Here is a 17,076-nt window from a genome sequence, read left to right on the forward strand (position 1 = left end):
GAAGCGGGAGCGTCTTCTAGAGCATTTCAGCCGATCATGGCAAAAGAATTGCCGGCCTGAGCCGAATTCAATCTGCCGCCGGTACGGGCTTGTGCTTCCCGGCGGGGGCCTTTTTATGCTTCTTGCCAGCCGGCTTGGCAGGCGTTGCCTGCCGTCCCGGCGTGGCGAGAAGGCTGCTTTCCAGGGCCTTGCGCTGCTCCATGGAAAGAACGCGGTCGCTGCGGGCGGGCGGCGTGGTGCCGACGATCGGATAGACCTTGCTTCCGGCGGGGCGCGAGTCGACGATGAAGGGCTGGGGCTGGGGCAAAGGCCCGGAGGTGAGCCCGAAAGTGTGGGCCGTATCGCGGGACGTGGCCGCGCAACCGGCAAGGCCTGAACCGGCGACGACTGCGACGACGATGGAAAGGATCCGCATGGCTATCTCACATTCTTCGTGATCGGACTATATGCTGTCCCTATCAGGCGAACAGGGAAAATCCGAGCAATTCAATGCATGGTTCACACCGAACGGAAAATTGCCTGGCGAGCGGCGGTCCGACAATTTGGCGGGACGCCCGTGCCACCGCCCTCCATGACCTCGTTCCGGCTCGAACCACAGGTGGCGACAGGCCTCGATGAAGAACGACAAGACATCCGGCGAAAAGCCGTTCACCGACGCCGCCTCCCCGTTCGGCCAGATCGACGTCGAGGCCCTGGCGCGAAACATGGGCCGCGCCGTCGAGGAAGGCGGCAAGGCGATGGCGGCCTATCTGCGTCCCCGCGAGGACGGCCGGGCCGGCAACGAACTGGCGGACAGCGTTTCCGACGCGGTGACGACGCTCGGACGCCTCGCCGAATACTGGCTCACCGATTCCCAGCGGGCCGTCGAGGCACAGGCGAACCTCGCCACCGGTTTCATGGCGCTGTGGGCTTCATCGCTGCAGCGGATGGCCGGCGAGAACACGCCTCCGGCGGCCGAGCCCGACCCGCGCGATGCCCGGTTCAGGGATCCCGAATGGAGCCGGAACCAGTATTTCGACCTTCTTAAGCAGGCCTATCTGATCACCACGCGCTGGGCGGAAAAGCTCGTCCGCGACGCGGACGGCCTCGATCCGCATCTGCGCCACAAGGCCGATTTCTACGTCCGCCAGATCTCGGCTGCCCTCTCGCCCAGCAATTTCATCGCGACCAACCCCTCGCTGCTCCGCGACACCCTGGCCGAGAACGGCGAGAACATCGTGCGCGGGCTGCATATGCTGAAGGAGGATATCGATGCCGGCGAAGGCGAGCTGAAGATCCGCCAGTCCGACACCTCGACATTCGACGTCGGCGTCAACCTGGCGACCACGCCGGGCAAGGTGGTGTTCCGCAACGCCACGATGGAACTGCTGCAATATGCTCCCTCGACGCAGAACGTGCTCAAGCGCCCGATCCTGATCTGCCCGCCCTGGATCAACAAGTTCTACGTCCTCGACCTCACGCCGGAGAAGAGCTTCATCAAATGGTGCGTCGACCAGGGATTGACGGTGTTCGTGATCTCCTGGGTCAATCCGGACGAGAAGCAGCGCCATAAGGGCTTCTTCGAATATATGAAGGAAGGTCCCCTCGCCGCCCTCGACGAGATCGGCAAGATCACGGGCGAGAAGGACGTCGCGGCCGTCGGCTATTGCGTCGGAGGCACCCTGCTCGCCGTCACGCTCGCCTGGATGGCCGCCCAGGGCGACACGCGCATCTCGTCGGCGACCTTCTTCGCCACGCAGGTCGATTTCGAGCAGGCGGGCGATCTGAAGGTGTTCGCCGACGAGGATCAGATCCAGTCGATCGAACGGAAGATGGCCGAGCACGGCTATCTCGCGGGATCCAAGATGGCGGCGGCCTTCAACATGCTGCGCAGCCAGGAACTGATCTGGCCCTACCTCGTCAACAATTACGTCCGGGGCAAGCAGCCGACGCCGTTCGACCTGCTCTACTGGAACGCCGATTCCACGCGGATGCCGGAGAAGAACCATTCCTTCTACCTGCGCAACTGCTACCTGGAAAATCGCCTGAGCAAGGGCGAGATGGTGGTCGGCGGCGCGACGCTCGATCTGCGCAAGGTGACGATCCCCGTCTACAACCTCGCCACGCGGGAAGACCATATCGCGCCGGCCACCTCCGTCTTCACCGGGGCGGGCGCCTTCGCCGGCCCGGTTCGCTACGTGCTGGCGGGATCGGGGCACATCGCCGGCGTCATCAACCCGCCGGCCCGCGGCAAATACCAGTATTGGCTCGGCGGCCCTCCCGCCGGCACCTATGCCGACTGGCTGGAAGTGGCCGTGGAGCATCCCGGGTCATGGTGGCCCGACTGGTTCGCCTGGCTCAAGGCGCAGGCGCCGGCTGAGATCCCCGCCGCCAGGCGTCGGCCGGGCGGGCGGCGCAAGCCCCTCGGCGATGCGCCGGGCAGCTATGTCAAGGTGAAGTCGTAGGCGGGAGGCCGGCGCGAATCCGGCGCCGCCTGGCGGCTCCGGACGTCACGCGGAGGCCTCGCCCGGCCCCCTGAAGCGCCTGGCCTGCGGCAGGGAAGGAACGAACGGGACGGCCCGAGCAGCGGCCCCCGAAACGCCTTACCCCAACAGGGCGGCGACGGCCTCATAGGCGTTCGGGCCAGCCGCCGCGATGCGGTTGCCAGCCGTCAGCCCGTCATTCGCCAGGAAGTCGTTGGTCCGGCCGCCCGCCGCGCGAATGATGGCGATGGCGCCGAGGCAATCCCATGAATTGATATGGGATTCCACATAGCCCAGCAGCCGGCCGCAGGCGACATAGCACAGGCAGAGCGCGCCCGAGCCGTTGCGCTGATAGGTGCCGCCGGCATGGAGGAGGCGGCCCATCACGGCGAGGAGATCGTCGGGGGTGATGCGGTTGTTGTAGCCGATGCTCACCACGCCGTCGGTGAGCCGCGCTCCCGCCTGCGGGTGGATGATCCTGCCGTTCAGCGTCGCGGGCGCCTGCAGGCCGCCGACGAAGAGTTCGTCTTCCTTCGGGCTGTAGACGAGGCCGAACTGGAGTTCGCCGTCGAAGAGGAAGGCGATGGAGACGCACCAGCAGGACTGGCCGCTCAGGAAGGGTTGCGTGCCGTCGATCGGGTCGACGACCCAGACGCCGCGGGCGCCCTGGAGGCCGGTGGCGCCCGTCTCCTCGCCGAAAAAGGCATCCTCCGGATAGGATTCGGCGATACGCCGGCTGATCAGGAGTTCCGTCTGCAGGTCCGCCTCGCTGACGAGATCCTGCAGGCCCTTGCTCTTCACCGTCAGCGTTTCGAGGCGGTTGAAATAGCCGAGGGCCAGCGCTCCCGCCTCCTTGACGATACCGTGAGCGAGGGAATAGCGCTGATAGATCGGATCGGTGCTCATCGGCATGTCGTGGCTTTCGGAGGGAGGTCAATACAGCCGCGCGGCGCAGGCCCGCGCGGCGAAGACCATGACCGTGCGTCGTGACACGATCATGATCCGGCGCTCTGCGGTCAGTCGATGTCGTCCACCGCCTCGGGGCCGCCGCCATAGACGCGCTGCGCCAACGCCGCCTTCATGAAGTCGTCGAGATCGCCGTCCAGCACGTCGCCTGGCGTGCCCGATGTCAGGCCCGTGCGCGTGTCCTTCACCATCTGGTAGGGCTGGAGGACATAGGAACGGATCTGATGGCCCCAGCCGATGTCGCTCTTGCCGGCATGGGTGGCCATCGCCGCCTCCTCGCGCTTCTTCAGTTCCGCCTCGTAGAGCCGCGCCTTCAACATGGCCCAGGCCGTGGCCCGGTTCTTGTGCTGCGACCGGTCCTGCTGGCAGGCCACCACGATGCCGGAGGGCAGATGGGTGATGCGCACCGCCGAATCGGTCCGGTTCACATGCTGGCCGCCGGCGCCCGATGCCCGGTAGGTGTCGATGCGGCAATCCGATTCGTTGATCTCGATGTTGATGGAGTCGTCGATCACCGGATAGACCCACACGCTGGCGAAGGAGGTGTGCCGGCGCGCATTCGAATCGAAGGGCGAGATCCGCACCAGGCGGTGCACGCCCGATTCGACCTTGGCCCAGCCATAGGCCTTTTCGCCCTTGATCTGGATCGTCGCCGATTTGATCCCCGCGGTCTCGCCGTCGGTGAAGTCGATGAGGTCGACCTTGTAGCGATGGCGCTCGGCCCAGCGCGTATACATGCGCAGGAGCATGTTGGCCCAGTCCTGGCTTTCCGTGCCGCCGGCGCCCGAATTGATTTCGATGAAGGTGTCGTTGCCGTCCGCCTCGCCGGAGAAGAGAGCCTCGACCTGGCGTTCCTGGGCCTCGGCCTTCAGCTTGACGAGGGCGGCCTGCGCCTCGTCGACGATGCCTTCATCCCCGTCCGCCTCGCCGAGTTCGGCGAGTTCGAGCGTTTCGGCCAGGTCCTTCTCGATCCGCACCAGCGAAGACAGCCGGTCGTCGAGATCGGTGCGCTCGCGCATCAGCTTCTGCGCACGTTCCGGCTCGTTCCAGAAATCGGGAAGTTCGGTCAGATGGTTGAGTTCCTGCAGACGGGCATAGGATGCATCCCAGTCAAAGATGCCTCCTCAGCAGTCCCGCAGACTGCTTGATGTCGTCCGCGAGGGACAGAATTTCAGCGCGCATGATTGAATCGCTCGGATAAGACGGAAAGGGGGCGGACCATAGAGCATTTACCGGCGCCGTGTGAACTGCCCGCCCTCAAAAAAGGCCCGACGTCGCCATTGCCCGGAGGCAGACCACGCCCTTCATGTGGGGAGGGGCCGGCAGGAAGGTAAGGTCAGTAGAGGCTGCCGGTGCCCGTGGTCACCGATCCGCCCGCCTGAGGCGCATCGTCCATGGCCCTGCCGTCCCCGCCGCCGCCACCCGAGCCGATCACCGAATAGCTGTCGGGCGGCGCGGTCCCCGTCTTGAACGCCTCGAGGAAGGAGTTCGAGCCGTTTCCGGCGGACCGCATGCCGCTCTTGCGGTCGATGCGGATCAGCTTGATGCCGGGCGGCACGCGGAAGGGCACCGGCGGCTTGTCGGCCAGCGCGTCGCGCATGAATTCGCCGAAGATCGGACCCGCGAGGCTGCCGCCCGTGATGCCGTTGCCGATATGGCGCGGCGTATCGTAACCGACATAGAGACCGCAGACGAGATCGGGCGAATAGCCGACGAACCAGGCGTCCTTCTCGTCGTTTGTCGTTCCGGTCTTGCCGGCGAGCGGCCGGTTGAGGGCCTTCAGCACCGTCGCGGTGCCGTGCTGGATGACACCTTCGAGCATGGACGTGACCTGGTAGGCGGTCATCGGGTCGAGCACCTGCTCGCTCTTGTCGATGAGCCTCGGCTCGTCCTGGCCATGCCAGGAATCCGCGTTGCAGCCCTGGCAGACCCGCTCGTCATGCTTGTAGATGGTGCGGCCCCAGCGATCCTGGATGCGGTCGATCAGGGTCGGCTTCAACAGGCGGCCGCCATTGGCGATCATGCCGTAGCCCGTCACCATGCGCAGCACCGTGGTGCCGCCGGCGCCGAGCGCCATCGAAAGATAGGGCGGCAGATCGTCGTAGACGCCGAAGCGACGCGCATATTCGGCGATCAGCGGCATGCCCATGTCCTGCGCCAGCCGCACGGTCATGACGTTGCGCGAATATTCGAGTCCGAAGCGCAGCGTCTGCGGGCCGTAGAAGCGGCCGCCATAATTCTCGGGGCGCCACGCGCCCTGGCCGTTGCCCTGGTCCACCTCGATCGGCGCATCCATGACCACCGAGGCCGGCGTATAGCCATTGTCCAGAGCGGCGGCATAGATGAACGGCTTGAAGGAGGAGCCGGGCTGGCGGATGGCCTGCGTCGCCCGGTTGAACTCGCTCTGGTCGTAGGAGAAGCCTCCGACCATGGCGAGCACGCGACCGGTATAGGGATCCTCCACCACCATGGCGCCGGAAATCTCCGGGATCTGGCGCAGGCGAAAACGCCCGTCGGGCTTGGGCTCGACATAGACGACGTCACCCGGCTTCAGCACCTGGCTCACACGGGTGACGGCCCGGCCCCTGAGCGGCCCGGTCGCCCAGCGGGCCCATTTGACGCCGTCGAGATCGACGACCCCCGTCGGCCGGTCGGCGGAAAGGGCGCCGAACTTGTCCAGCGGCGGCTGCAGGCCGATGCGCGCCGTCGCGTCGCCCGATTCCAGCACGATGGCGACCTGCCAGGGCTGGATGTCGGTCATCCGCTTCTCGCCGGCGACGGCCTGGCCCCAGTCGTCCCCCGGCGGCACGTTCCGGATCGGCCCCCGGAAGCCGCCGCGCTCGTCGAAGTGGACGAGCCCGTCGATCATCGCCTTGCGCGCCTCGCGCTGCAGCTTCGGATCGAGCGTGGTGCGGACGGAAAGACCGCCCTCGTAAAGCTTGTCCTCGCCGTAGCGCTCCGCGATCTCGCGGCGAACCTCCTCGGTGAAATAGCTCGCCGCGTAGCTCTGCGAGGCATCCACCTGGCGCGGCGTGATGGTGAGGGGTTCGGCCTGCGCCTTTTCGCCGTCGGCCTTGCTGACATAGCCGTTCTCGACCATCTGGCCGATCACCCAGTTGCGGCGGGTGACGGCGGCATCGTGCTGGCGGATCGGATTGTAGTTGTTGGGTCCCTTGGGCAGGGCCGCGAGGTAGGCGGCCTGCGCGACGGTGAGTTCGTCGACCGACTTGCCGAAATAGTTCAGCGCGGCGGCGGCCACACCGTAATTGCTCATGCCGAGATAGATCTCGTTCAGATAGAGCTCGAGGATCTTGTCCTTCGAATAGGTCTGCTCCAGGCGTAGCGCCAGGATCGCTTCCTTGATCTTGCGCACGATGCTCTGGTCGGGCGCGAGGAAGAAGTTCTTGGCCACCTGCTGGGTGATCGTCGAAGCGCCCTGCGGCCGGCGGCCGGATCCGTGATGCTGGATGTTCAGCCAGATCGCGCGCATCACGCCTTCCGGATCGATGCCGATATGCGAATAGAAATTCTTGTCCTCGGCCGAGATGAAGGCGTGAATCAGCAGGGGCGGCACCACTTCGATCGGCAGGTACAGGCGGCGCTGGCGCGCATATTCGGCAAGCAACGTTCCGTCCCCGGCATGGACGCGCGTCATCACCGGCGGCTCGTAGTTCTCCAACTGTGTATAATCAGGCAGATCGAGTGTATTGGCGCGCACGTAATAAGCTGCCACGCCTCCCCCGACGAGGAACGTCAGCGACGCCGTTGTGAAAAGAAATCCAAGAAATCGAGCCAGCAATCTCATCACAACGCTTTCATCGGCCTATTCTTGCGCGTGCGGGCGATACCCTCGGTCATGGGGAACCGCCGCCAGCGCACCTGCGGCGCTCTTTACCACGCCGGAGCGATGGAACCCAAGCTTGGCAGGACTTCGGTAACGCTTTTGCGCCGGGTTTGTGGAAAAACTGCGACTCGTGTCCGCCGTCAGGGCAGCGCCTGCGTCGTGCCGCGCCTGCGTTCGGCGAAGAAGGCGTCGACGGCGGTCAGCACCGCGTCAGCCGCATGGTCGCGCCATCCGTCCGACGTCAGCAGCTTCACGTCGTCCCGGCTCGAGAGATAGCCGAGCTCCAGCAGCACCGAGGGAATGTCGGGGGCGGTGAGAACGAGGAATCCGGCCGACCGGTGCGGATTCTTGTTGAGCGTGGCGGCAGAGCGGAATTCGTCGATCAGCACATTGGCGAAACGGTTGGAGAAGGATTTGGTCTCGCGGCGGGTGAGATCAATCAGGATGTCGGCGACGTCGCCCGGTTCGGATGCCAGATCCACGCCGGCGATCGCGTCGGCCTTGTTCTCCTTCTCGGCATAACGGGCCGATTCGGTATCCGAAGCCTTGTCGGACAGGGTGTAGATGGTCGCTCCCCTCACGCCGAAGGGATCGTGAAGCGTGTCGGCATGGACCGAGATGAAGAGCGAGGCCTTGTTGGCGCGGGCGAACTGGATGCGGCCCATCAAGGTGATGAAGGTGTCGTCGTCCCGCGTCAGCACGGCGCGGTACCGGCCGGTATCGTTGATCTTTCTCGCCAGGATCTTGGCAAAGGCGAGGACGATGTTCTTCTCCTGCGCGCCGTCGCGCGAGGTCGCGCCGGCGTCGATGCCGCCATGCCCGGGGTCGACCACCACGACGGGGAGGCCGGGCTGGCTCTCGGGCAGCAGGTTCGTCGGCGGCGACGGCGAACCGGCATTCGGCGTGACTTCGGAGCCCTGCTGCGTCGCCACGGTGTGCATGAAGGTGGCGCGGTCGGTCTTCACGAGATCGATGACCAGCCGGGCCGGCTGCCCGTCGGCGGCGTCGAGCAGAAAGGACTTGTCCACCGAGACGGGCGCGTTGGCGTCCAGCACGATGCGGGAACGGGCGACGGCGATCAGCCCGAACCGATAGGCGCTGACGAGCCCGCGCGCATGCTTGCCGGCATCCTGAGGGATGTCGAACGCGATTTCCGGGAGATCGACGACGACGCGATAGGGGTCCGCGAGGACGAAGGCGTGGAAGTTGAGATCGGCGGTCGGGCCGGTGAGATCGACGATGAGACGCGTCCGCTTCTCGTCGCCGACGAGACGCGCGTCCGTCGCCGTGAAGGCGGCCTGGGCCCCCGCCGCCGGCGCCTGCGGACCGGTGGCGGGCGGCGGAGCCGGCGCCGGCATGACGGGCACGCTCTGTGCAGGCAGGGCCGCGGTCGTTTGCAGGCCGGGCCGCCGGGCATCCGCGGCATGGGCGACCGCGCCGTACAGGCCTGCGGCCAATAACCCGATCGCGATTGCTGCACCCGGCTTCATTCTCGCCGCATTCTCCACGTTGTGGGCAGCGGGAAGCATAGCCCTGAGCATGTTGCCGGGCAGTTAACCCGGGCGGCGGCGGCAAAACAAGGGGAGCAGCCGTAAAACCCCCTCGGGCGCGCGCGACAGGGCGGGAATTAGTGCCTTTATTGCAACAGCCAATAGAAATCCTTGCCAAACCAAACAAGGAATCGATAAAACAATTTCGCTCTCGAATGGTTCTCCGACCATGCCGAATTCGAGCATCAGAATGGTCCCTGCAGACCGTGCACGCCTCATCGGGGCGTGACGTTCGTCTGCGGTGACGACCAAGCCGAAACATCGATGCGGCGGCTGATGTTACCTTAGAGGAAACGGAGGATCAGCGTGGCACGCGGATCGAGCGATCCGGATCGGCGCGAGCGCCGATTGGATATTCCGTCCTGTGTCGTCGACCGAGAGCACCGTTGCGAGACCCCCTCGTGACCTGAACCCGGTGATGGAGCGATGCAGGAACAAGCATCCCCCGGACGTCGTGACGCCAAGCAACGAGCAATCCCCGCAGGGATGGCGCGAACCCTTTCGCTTCCGCTTCCGAAACAAGCCAGCCGCTTCTCATCGAGCCCCCTCCCCGCCAACGGAACAAGCGCCCGCCTCCGCGGCATGGACGCGCCGGCCCCCCGTGCCGGCAGCCATTTGCGATCGCGTGCCCGCGCTTTTCAGAGAGACCATAATGGCCAACAAAATGCTGATAGACGCCGCCCACCCGGAAGAGACCCGGGTCGTGGTCGTGCGTGGAAATCGTGTCGAGGAATTTGATTTCGAGGCTGCCAACCGCAAGCAATTGCGCGGGAACATCTATCTCGCCAAGGTGACCAGGGTCGAGCCCTCCCTGCAGGCCGCCTTCGTGGAATATGGCGGCAATCGCCATGGCTTCCTCGCCTTTTCGGAGATCCATCCGGACTACTACCAAATTCCGGTCGCCGACCGCCTCGCGCTGCTCGCCGAGGAACAGCGCTCGCACCGCGACGAGGACGAGGAGGACGAGAACGGCGGCGAGGGACGCCGCAATCGGGATCGCCGCCGCGGCCGCAATCGCGGGCAGAACCGCAGCGAAGCCGCGGAGGCCGAATCGCATACGCGCTCATCCGCTGCGGAAGGCGACGAGAATGACGGCGGGAGCACCGACGAGACCTTCCGCGCCGACGGCGCGCGCGAGAGCGAGGATGCCGCTCCCGAGCGGCGGGGAAGCAGCTCCGAAGGCGGCGAGGAGGAGTCCTCGGGAGGCGCCATCGTCGAGGTGGGCTCGGGCAGCGACGAGGAGCATATCGAGGCGCTCGGCGGCGGCGATGCAGCGGATGACATTCCCGAGCGTGTCGTGCGCTCGCGCAAGCAGTACAAGATCCAGGAAGTGATCAAGCGGCGCCAGGTCCTCCTGGTGCAGGTGGTCAAGGAGGAGCGCGGCAACAAGGGGGCGGCGCTCACCACCTATCTTTCTCTCGCCGGACGCTATTCCGTCCTGATGCCCAACACGGCGCGCGGCGGCGGCATCAGCCGCAAGATCACCAATGCCATCGACCGCAAGCGCCTGAAGGCCGTCGCCGGAGAGCTGGACGTGCCGGACGGCATGGGCGTCATCCTGCGCACCGCCGGTGCCTCGCGCACCAAGGTCGAGATCAAGCGCGACTTCGAATATCTGCTGCGGCTGTGGGAGAACGTGCGCGACCTGACGCTGAAATCGGCGGCGCCCACCCTGGTCTACGAGGAAGGATCGCTGATCAAGCGCTCGATCCGCGATCTCTACAACAAGGACATCGACGAGGTCATCGTCGCCGGCGACGACGGCTATCGCGAAGCCAAGGACTTCATGCGCATGCTCATGCCGAGCCATGCCAAGAACGTCCAGGCCTATCGCGAGGCGGCACCGCTCTTCCAACGCTTCGGCGTCGAAGCGCAGCTCGACGCCATGTTCTCGCCCTCCGTCAGCCTGAAATCGGGCGGCTACATCGTCATCAACCAGACCGAAGCGCTGGTGTCGATCGACGTGAACTCCGGCCGGGCCACGCGCGAGCACAACATCGAGGACACCGCGCTCAAGACCAATATGGAAGCAGCCGAGGAAATCTCGCGGCAGCTTCGCCTGCGCGACCTCGCCGGCCTCATCGTGATCGACTTCATCGACATGGATGAGAGCCGCAACAACCGTTCGGTGGAGCGCAAGCTCAAGGATTGCCTCAAGAACGACCGCGCGCGCATCCAGGTCGGCCGCATCTCGCATTTCGGCCTGATGGAAATGTCGCGCCAGCGCATCCGCACCGGCGTGCTGGAATCCTCCACCGAGGTCTGCCCGCATTGCGGCGGCAGCGGCCATGTGCGGTCGGTCACCTCCGTCGCCCTGCACATCCTGCGCGCGCTGGAAGACCAGTTGCTCAAGAGCGCGACGCATAATCTGGTCCTGCGCACGCGCACGGCCACGGCTCTCTACGTCCTCAACCACAAGCGCGGCCATCTCTATGCCCTGGAGGCACGCTTCGGCGTTGCCATCATCGTCAGCGCCGACGAGAGCATCGTCGGCAGCCAGAACTACCTGATCGAACGTGGCGAGCTCGCGACCCCGCAGGAACCGCGCGTCGTTTCGACGACCGTGCAGGTCGATTCCTTCCCGCCGGTCGAAGAAGTGGCGGAAGTCGAGGAAGAGGTGGACGTCGCCGCGGACGAGGAAGAGGCGGAGACGCAGGCTTCCCCCCGTGCAGCGCGTCCGCAGGAAGGCGAGGCCGAGGGCGCAGATGGCGGACGCAAGCGTCGCCGTCGGCGTCGGCGTCGGCGTGGTCACGCCAACGGCCCGGATACCGAGAGCCAGGCCTCCGCGGAGGAGAGCGGCGACGACGCGGATGAAGGCGGTGACGTCACCCCGGCCGACAGCGTCGAGGTCGAGGTGCCGGGTGCCCCCGAAGCCGGCGAGATCACGCCGGCGGCCGAGGCTGCTCCGGCGAATGCCGAGGAGGTGAGCGCGGCCGAGGCCGACGACACCAAGCGGCGCCGCCGTGGACGCAGGGGCGGACGCCGCGCCGCCGGTGAGGACGAAGCGGCCCCGGCAGCAGCAGCAGCCGTCGAGGCAGCCGAGGCGGCCCCGGCCGCTGAAATCCCCGCAGAGCCGGCACCGGAAGCCGCACCCGCTCCCAAGGCGCGGCGACGCGGCCGCAAGCAGGTGCCGATCACGACCGAAGCAGCGCCGGCTCCGGAAGCCGTGACGCAGGCGCCGGCGGAAGCCGTATCCGCCCCGGCTGAAGCGGAACAGCCCTTTGCCGAGCAGGGACCGGAGCCCGCCGCCGGTCCGGCCGAGGAAGCCGCTCCTCCCGCTGCGGCTCAGGAACCCACCGCTTCGGCCGAGGCGGTGGAGCCCCCGGCCGCCGAGGCTCAGCCCGCGGCAGACGAGGCACTGTCCACGGAGCCGGAACCCGCCCCGCCAGCGCCGGCGATCCGCGAAGTCCTGGTGTCCAACCCGGACGCCTATGTCTATGTCGACGCCATCGATCCGGCCAAGCCGAAGAGGGCGGGCTGGTGGTCGAAGAAGTAACGAACTGACGACATTCCCCTTCCGGCGCCGCCGGAAGGGGTTTCGATGCGTCCTCATGCGCGGGCCGATTGCATCAAATGGCGAGATGCCCGGGCCGGCCGGCCTTCGGGCCGCAGCCTTCGGCTTTTGTGCCGGAGCCGATGGCGCCGCGGGGGCTTTCGCTATAGTGTCCCGCATGCTCAGCGGTGATTTCGCCGGAAGGTGATGCGGCTGCGGCCCGTTTTCACCGTGAATGCGTCTGATTTCCCGTGTCCAGCAAGCCCGTCTACAAGAACATCGCCTTCGTCTCCAGCACCACGCCGGCCGCCAGGAAAGCCATGAAATCCCTGGCTGAGCGCTACGGAAACGTGCCGCTCGCGGAAGCCGACATCATCGTCGCCCTCGGCGGCGACGGGCTGATGCTGCAGACCCTGCACAAGCTGCTGGGGCGCAAGATCCCGATCTACGGCATGAATCGGGGCTCCGTCGGCTTCCTCATGAACGAATTCCACGAGGACGATCTTCTCGATCGCCTTTCCAAGGCGCGGCGCAGCGTCGTACATCCCCTGTCGATGGAAGCCGAGGACATCCAGGGCAACCGCTCGCGCTCCTACGCGATCAACGAAGTGTCGCTGCTGCGCGCCAACTTCCAGGCGGCCAAGCTGCGCATCTCCATCGATCACCATGTCCGCATCGAGACGCTGATCTGCGACGGCGTCATCGTCGCCACGCCGGCCGGCTCCACGGCCTACAACCTTTCTGCCAACGGCCCCATCCTGCCGCTGGATGCGCCGCTCCTCGCGATGACGCCGATCTCGGCGTTCCGGCCGCGGCGGTGGCGCGGCGCGATCCTGCCGCAGAAGGCCCATGTCGCGATCGAGGTGCTCGAGCCGGCCAAGCGCCCGGTCAATGCCGTCGCCGACAACAACGAGGTCAAGGACGTGCGCCATGTCGAGATCGCCATGGATTTGTCGCAGGACCTCGTCATGCTCCACGATCCCGGGCATTCGCTCGACGAGCGGATCCTCCGCGAACAATTCGACTGGTAGAAAGCCGATGCGCCTCCTCCGATGCCTGTGCCTGGTTGCCTTTCTCGCCGCTCCTGCCGTGGCGTTGGCGGCGGATGAAGACCAGGTCAAGCTCACGGCTCCGATGATCGAGAACTTCATCACGGCCCATGCGGAGCTTGCCGCCCTCGCGGGCGATCTGACGAAGCAATATGGCGACCGTTCGGACACGCCGGGCGACGATCCGGTCGCGTCCCTGCCCGCCTACAGCGATATTGCCGAGGCCAAGGCGCGCATCGACGCGCTGCTGAGCAAATATGGCTACAAGGATTTCGACGAGTTGGAAGTCGTCACCGATTCCGTCATGCTCGCCTACCAGGCTGATATTCCCGACGGCGCGGATGACGACGCGCACGCTGCACCCGAGAAATCCCCGGCCGATCTCGATGCCGAAAAGGCGAAGGCCAAGGCCGACGTCGAGGCGGATGCCAGCCTGACGCCGGACAAGAAGAAGGAAGCCCTGCAGCAGATCGACGACCAATATGCCTCGCTGCAGGCCTTGACGCCCCTGCCCGGCAATGCAGACATCGTCAAGCCCTATCTCGACAGGCTCAAGCCGATCGCCGACGCGAACTGACCCGGGCCTCGGAACCGCTTCGAAGGGACCGTCTTTTCTCTGTCCCGGTGCTTTCCAGCAGGAAGAGCCGGCGCGCCATGGAGTTCGCATGAACCACGATGCCTATCCCGACAGCTACATCGCCGACATCCTACGCTCGACGCACAGCATCGCCATGGTCGGCGCTTCGGCCAACGAAGTCAGGCCCAGCTTCTTCGTGCTGAAATATCTCAAGCTGCGCGGCTATGAGATGTTCCCCATCAATCCGGGGCTCGCCGGCAAGACCATCCTCGATTTGCCCGTCCATGCCAGCCTTGCCGACCTTCCCGGCCCCGTGGACATGGTCGACATCTTCCGCAACTCGGAGGCGGCAGCGGCCGTGGTCGACGAGGCGCTGGCTCTCCCGGTGCCGCCCAAGGTCATCTGGATGCAGCTGACGGTGCGCAACGACGCGGCGGCGGCCAAGGCGGAGGCTGCCGGCATCAAGGTGGTGATGAACCGCTGCCCCAAGATCGAATATGGCCGCCTTTCCGGCGAGATCGGCTGGGCCGGCGTGAATTCGCGAGCCCTGTCGTCCAAGCGGGCGACGCGCGATCCGCGCGGATTCCAGCGCCTGGGGCTGCGCGACTGAGCCGGGCCTGCGCAACCGCACGTTGACAGGGCCGGGACGCTCCCTGAAAAGAGGCCCCGACAAGAACCACGAAGACCGCAGGAGGAAAGACCATGCCGCTTGATGAACAGCCCGGCTTTGCAACGCTCGCCGTCCATGCCGGTGCCCAACCGGATCCGACCACCGGGGCGCGGGCGACGCCGATCTACCAGACCACGTCCTTCGTCTTCGACGACGTCGACCACGCCGCGTCGCTCTTCGGCCTGCAGGCCTTCGGCAACATCTATTCGCGCATCGGCAACCCCACCAATGCGGTACTGGAGGAGCGCGTCGCCGCCCTCGAAGGGGGCACCGCCGCGCTCGCGGTGGCGTCCGGCCATGCCGCCCAGTTCCTCGTCCTGCATGCGCTTATGCAGCCGGGCGACGAGTTCATCGCGTCGAACAAGCTCTATGGCGGCTCGATCAACCAGTTCAACCACTCCTTCCGCTCCTTCGACTGGAACGTGCGCTGGGCCGACGCCAACGATCCCGGCAGCTTCGCCGCGGCAGTGACGCCGAAGACCAAGGCGATCTTCATCGAATCGATCGCCAATCCCGGCGGCATCGTCACCGACATCGCGGCGATCGCCGCCGTCGCCAGGAAGGCGGGCATCCCGCTCATCGTCGACAACACGCTGGCTTCGCCCTATCTGTGCCGCCCCTTCGAATTCGGTGCGGACATCATCGTCCATTCGGCGACCAAGTTCCTCGGCGGCCACGGCAATTCCATCGGCGGCGTCATCGTCGACGGCGGCAGGTTCGACTGGCTCGCCTCCGGCCGCTATCCCTTCCTGTCGGCGCCGCGCCCCGAATATGGCGGCATCGTCATCGGCGAGACCTTCGGCAATTTCGCCTTCGCCATCGCATTGAGGGTGCTCGGCCTGCGCGACCTCGGCCCGGCCCTTTCGCCCTTCAACGCCTTCATGATCCTCACGGGCATCGAGACGCTGCCGCTTCGCATGCAGAGGCATTCGGACAACGCTCTTGCCGTCGCGAAATTCCTGGCCGATCACGAGCAGGTGGCCTGGGTATCCTATCCCGGTCTCGATTCCGACCGCTACAATGCGCTGGCGCGCAAATACTGCCCGAAGGGCGCCGGGGCGGTGTTCACCTTCGGCCTGAAGGGCGGGCACGAAGCGGGCGTCAGGGTCGTCTCGAACGTCAAGCTGTTCTCGCATCTCGCCAATGTCGGCGATACGCGCTCGCTGATCATCCATCCCGCCTCGACCACGCACCGGCAATTGTCGGACGAGCAGAAGGTCACGGCGGGCGCCGGGCCGGACGTGGTGCGCCTGTCGGTCGGCATCGAGGACGTCAAGGACATCATCGCCGATCTCGACCAGGCCCTTTCGGCCGACTGATCAGACGGCGGCCGGCCGCGCTCCCGCCGGGAGCGCGGTTGCCGTGGTGGTGAGGCGCTGCGCGTGGACAGTGACGGCGGCAAGCAGCACGACGCCGCCCAGCTGGTGCAGGATGGCCGACCACAGCGGCACCACGAGAAGCAGGGTCATGATGCCGATGGCCGCCTGGCCGAGGGCGACGAGCCCGATCAGCACGGCGCGGTCGCGCGCCGCGCCACTGCCGTGCCGGATCGCCAGGAAAGCCTGGAAGAGAGCCAGCAGCACGATGAGATAGGCCACCATGCGATGCTGGAACTGCACGGTGAGCGCATTCTCGAAATGGTTCGCCCAGGCGGGAGCCATGATGTAGAGATTGCCCGTCGACGGCAGGAAATGCCCGTCCATCAGCGGCCACGTATTGTAGGAGAGGCCCGCCCTGAGGCCCGCCACCAGGCCGCCCATGAAGATCTGGACGAGAACCAGAGGAACGAGAAGGGCCGCGATGGCCTTCGCGAGGCGCGGCAGCGTGTCGCCATCGGCCCTGCGCGTCAGCGAAGCGGCGACCCAGACCGTGGCGGTGAAGATGATGCAGGCCAGCGTCATATGCATCGCGAGACGGTATTGCGAGACCTCGGTGCGGTTTTCGAGGCCCGAGGCGACCATCCACCAGCCGAGCAGGCCCTGGCTGCCGCCGAGCACGAGCAGGCCGACGAGCCGCCATGCCAGCGCCCTCGTCAGCCAGCCGCGGACCCAGAACACCATCAGCGGCACGAAGAAGACGAAGCCGATCAGCCGCCCGAGAAGGCGATGGCTCCACTCCCACCAATAGATGAACTTGAAGTCGTCGAGCGACATGCCGAGGTTGAGCTGGGTATATTGCGGAATGGTCCTGTATTGGGCGAACGCCGCGTCCCATTGCGTGTCGGTCAGGGGCGGAACGACGCCGGTGACCGGCTTCCACTCGACGATGGACAGGCCGGAATTGGTGAGGCGGGTGGCGCCGCCGACGACGACCATCGCGACGATCATCAGCGCGACGACGATCAGCCAGGCGCGGATGACGCCGTAATGATCCTGGTTGCCCGGCGCTGCCGCCACCGATCCGCTCGCGATTGCCGTCACGCCCTGTGCCTTTCCTGCCGGCCTCTTCGCACCGGCCCGATTATG

The 17,076-nt window shown here is 66.0% G+C and carries 12 protein-coding genes; 6 read left to right on the forward strand and 6 right to left on the reverse strand.

Annotation, left to right across the window (positions count from 1 at the left end):
* Window positions 1–67: 67 nt before the first annotated feature.
* On the reverse strand, window positions 68–415 hold the full coding sequence (locus J3R73_RS17800) for a hypothetical protein (RefSeq protein ID WP_307429637.1): 348 nt from the start codon (window positions 413–415) through the stop codon (window positions 68–70).
* A gap of 199 nt (window positions 416–614) precedes the next feature.
* On the opposite strand from J3R73_RS17800, the gene J3R73_RS17805 reads away from it, so the two are divergent.
* Window positions 615–2,444: a PHA/PHB synthase family protein gene (locus tag J3R73_RS17805; RefSeq protein ID WP_370879948.1), complete on the forward strand. Its 1,830-nt coding sequence runs from the start codon at window positions 615–617 to the stop codon at window positions 2,442–2,444.
* Between the two features lie 138 nt (window positions 2,445–2,582).
* Here J3R73_RS17805 and J3R73_RS17810 read toward each other — a convergent pair whose 3' ends face one another.
* From J3R73_RS17810 to J3R73_RS17825, 4 genes are all read right to left on the reverse strand, one after another.
* Window positions 2,583–3,368 (reverse strand): inositol monophosphatase family protein, encoded by a 786-nt coding sequence (locus J3R73_RS17810; protein WP_307429640.1) that lies wholly within the window; start codon window positions 3,366–3,368, stop codon window positions 2,583–2,585.
* 110 nt (window positions 3,369–3,478) lie between these two features.
* Window positions 3,479–4,610, reverse strand: a protein-coding gene (gene prfB, locus J3R73_RS17815) for a peptide chain release factor 2 (RefSeq protein ID WP_307429644.1) whose coding sequence is annotated in 2 segments (ribosomal slippage) — window positions 3,479–4,540 and window positions 4,542–4,610 — 1,131 coding nt in all. Because the reading frame shifts where the segments join, the coding sequence is not laid out codon by codon here.
* Between the two features lie 154 nt (window positions 4,611–4,764).
* Entirely contained in the window at window positions 4,765–7,233 is a 2,469-nt protein-coding gene (locus J3R73_RS17820; RefSeq protein ID WP_307429647.1) for a penicillin-binding protein 1A, read from the reverse strand.
* A 179-nt stretch (window positions 7,234–7,412) separates the two neighbouring features.
* The gene (locus J3R73_RS17825) at window positions 7,413–8,729 is read right to left on the reverse strand and encodes an N-acetylmuramoyl-L-alanine amidase (protein WP_307429650.1); all 1,317 of its coding nucleotides are present in this window, start codon (window positions 8,727–8,729) and stop codon (window positions 7,413–7,415) included.
* Between the two features lie 745 nt (window positions 8,730–9,474).
* On the opposite strand from J3R73_RS17825, the gene J3R73_RS17830 reads away from it, so the two are divergent.
* The 5 genes from J3R73_RS17830 to J3R73_RS17850 all read left to right on the forward strand — a co-directional run bounded on the left by J3R73_RS17830 (window position 9,475) and on the right by J3R73_RS17850 (window position 15,930).
* Entirely contained in the window at window positions 9,475–12,318 is a 2,844-nt protein-coding gene (locus tag J3R73_RS17830; protein WP_307429653.1) for an Rne/Rng family ribonuclease, read from the forward strand.
* Between the two features lie 248 nt (window positions 12,319–12,566).
* On the forward strand, window positions 12,567–13,346 hold the full coding sequence (locus J3R73_RS17835) for an NAD kinase (RefSeq protein ID WP_307429656.1): 780 nt from the start codon (window positions 12,567–12,569) through the stop codon (window positions 13,344–13,346).
* 7 nt (window positions 13,347–13,353) lie between these two features.
* A complete protein-coding gene (locus J3R73_RS17840; protein ID WP_307429659.1) occupies window positions 13,354–13,941 on the forward strand; it encodes a hypothetical protein in 588 nt (195 codons plus the stop codon).
* 88 nt (window positions 13,942–14,029) lie between these two features.
* The gene (locus tag J3R73_RS17845) at window positions 14,030–14,551 is read left to right on the forward strand and encodes a CoA-binding protein (RefSeq protein WP_307429662.1); all 522 of its coding nucleotides are present in this window, start codon (window positions 14,030–14,032) and stop codon (window positions 14,549–14,551) included.
* A 92-nt stretch (window positions 14,552–14,643) separates the two neighbouring features.
* Complete coding sequence (locus J3R73_RS17850) at window positions 14,644–15,930, forward strand: O-acetylhomoserine aminocarboxypropyltransferase (protein ID WP_307429666.1); 1,287 nt, start codon at window positions 14,644–14,646, stop codon at window positions 15,928–15,930.
* Here the strand turns inward: J3R73_RS17850 and J3R73_RS17855 are convergent, their stop codons facing one another.
* Window positions 15,931–17,031 carry a COX15/CtaA family protein gene (locus J3R73_RS17855; protein ID WP_307429668.1) on the reverse strand — a complete coding sequence of 367 codons (1,101 nt, stop codon included), beginning with the start codon at window positions 17,029–17,031 and terminating at the stop codon, window positions 15,931–15,933. It abuts the gene before it with no gap.
* Between the last annotated feature and the right edge of the window lie 45 nt (window positions 17,032–17,076).

It is taken from the genome of Labrys monachus, assembly GCF_030814655.1.
Classification (GTDB): Bacteria; Pseudomonadota; Alphaproteobacteria; order Rhizobiales; family Labraceae; genus Labrys; species Labrys monacha.

Coding starts and splice junctions, on each gene's coding strand:
- J3R73_RS17800 (WP_307429637.1), bottom strand. CDS start 415: ATGCGGATCCTTTCCATCGTCGTCGCAGTCGTCGCCGGTTCAGGCCTT.
- J3R73_RS17810 (WP_307429640.1), bottom strand. CDS start 3,368: ATGAGCACCGATCCGATCTATCAGCGCTATTCCCTCGCTCACGGTATC.
- J3R73_RS17805 (WP_370879948.1), top strand. CDS start 615: ATGAAGAACGACAAGACATCCGGCGAAAAGCCGTTCACCGACGCCGCC.
- J3R73_RS17845 (WP_307429662.1), top strand. CDS start 14,030: ATGAACCACGATGCCTATCCCGACAGCTACATCGCCGACATCCTACGC.
- J3R73_RS17850 (WP_307429666.1), top strand. CDS start 14,644: ATGCCGCTTGATGAACAGCCCGGCTTTGCAACGCTCGCCGTCCATGCC.
- J3R73_RS17840 (WP_307429659.1), top strand. CDS start 13,354: ATGCGCCTCCTCCGATGCCTGTGCCTGGTTGCCTTTCTCGCCGCTCCT.
- J3R73_RS17830 (WP_307429653.1), top strand. CDS start 9,475: ATGGCCAACAAAATGCTGATAGACGCCGCCCACCCGGAAGAGACCCGG.
- J3R73_RS17820 (WP_307429647.1), bottom strand. CDS start 7,233: ATGAGATTGCTGGCTCGATTTCTTGGATTTCTTTTCACAACGGCGTCG.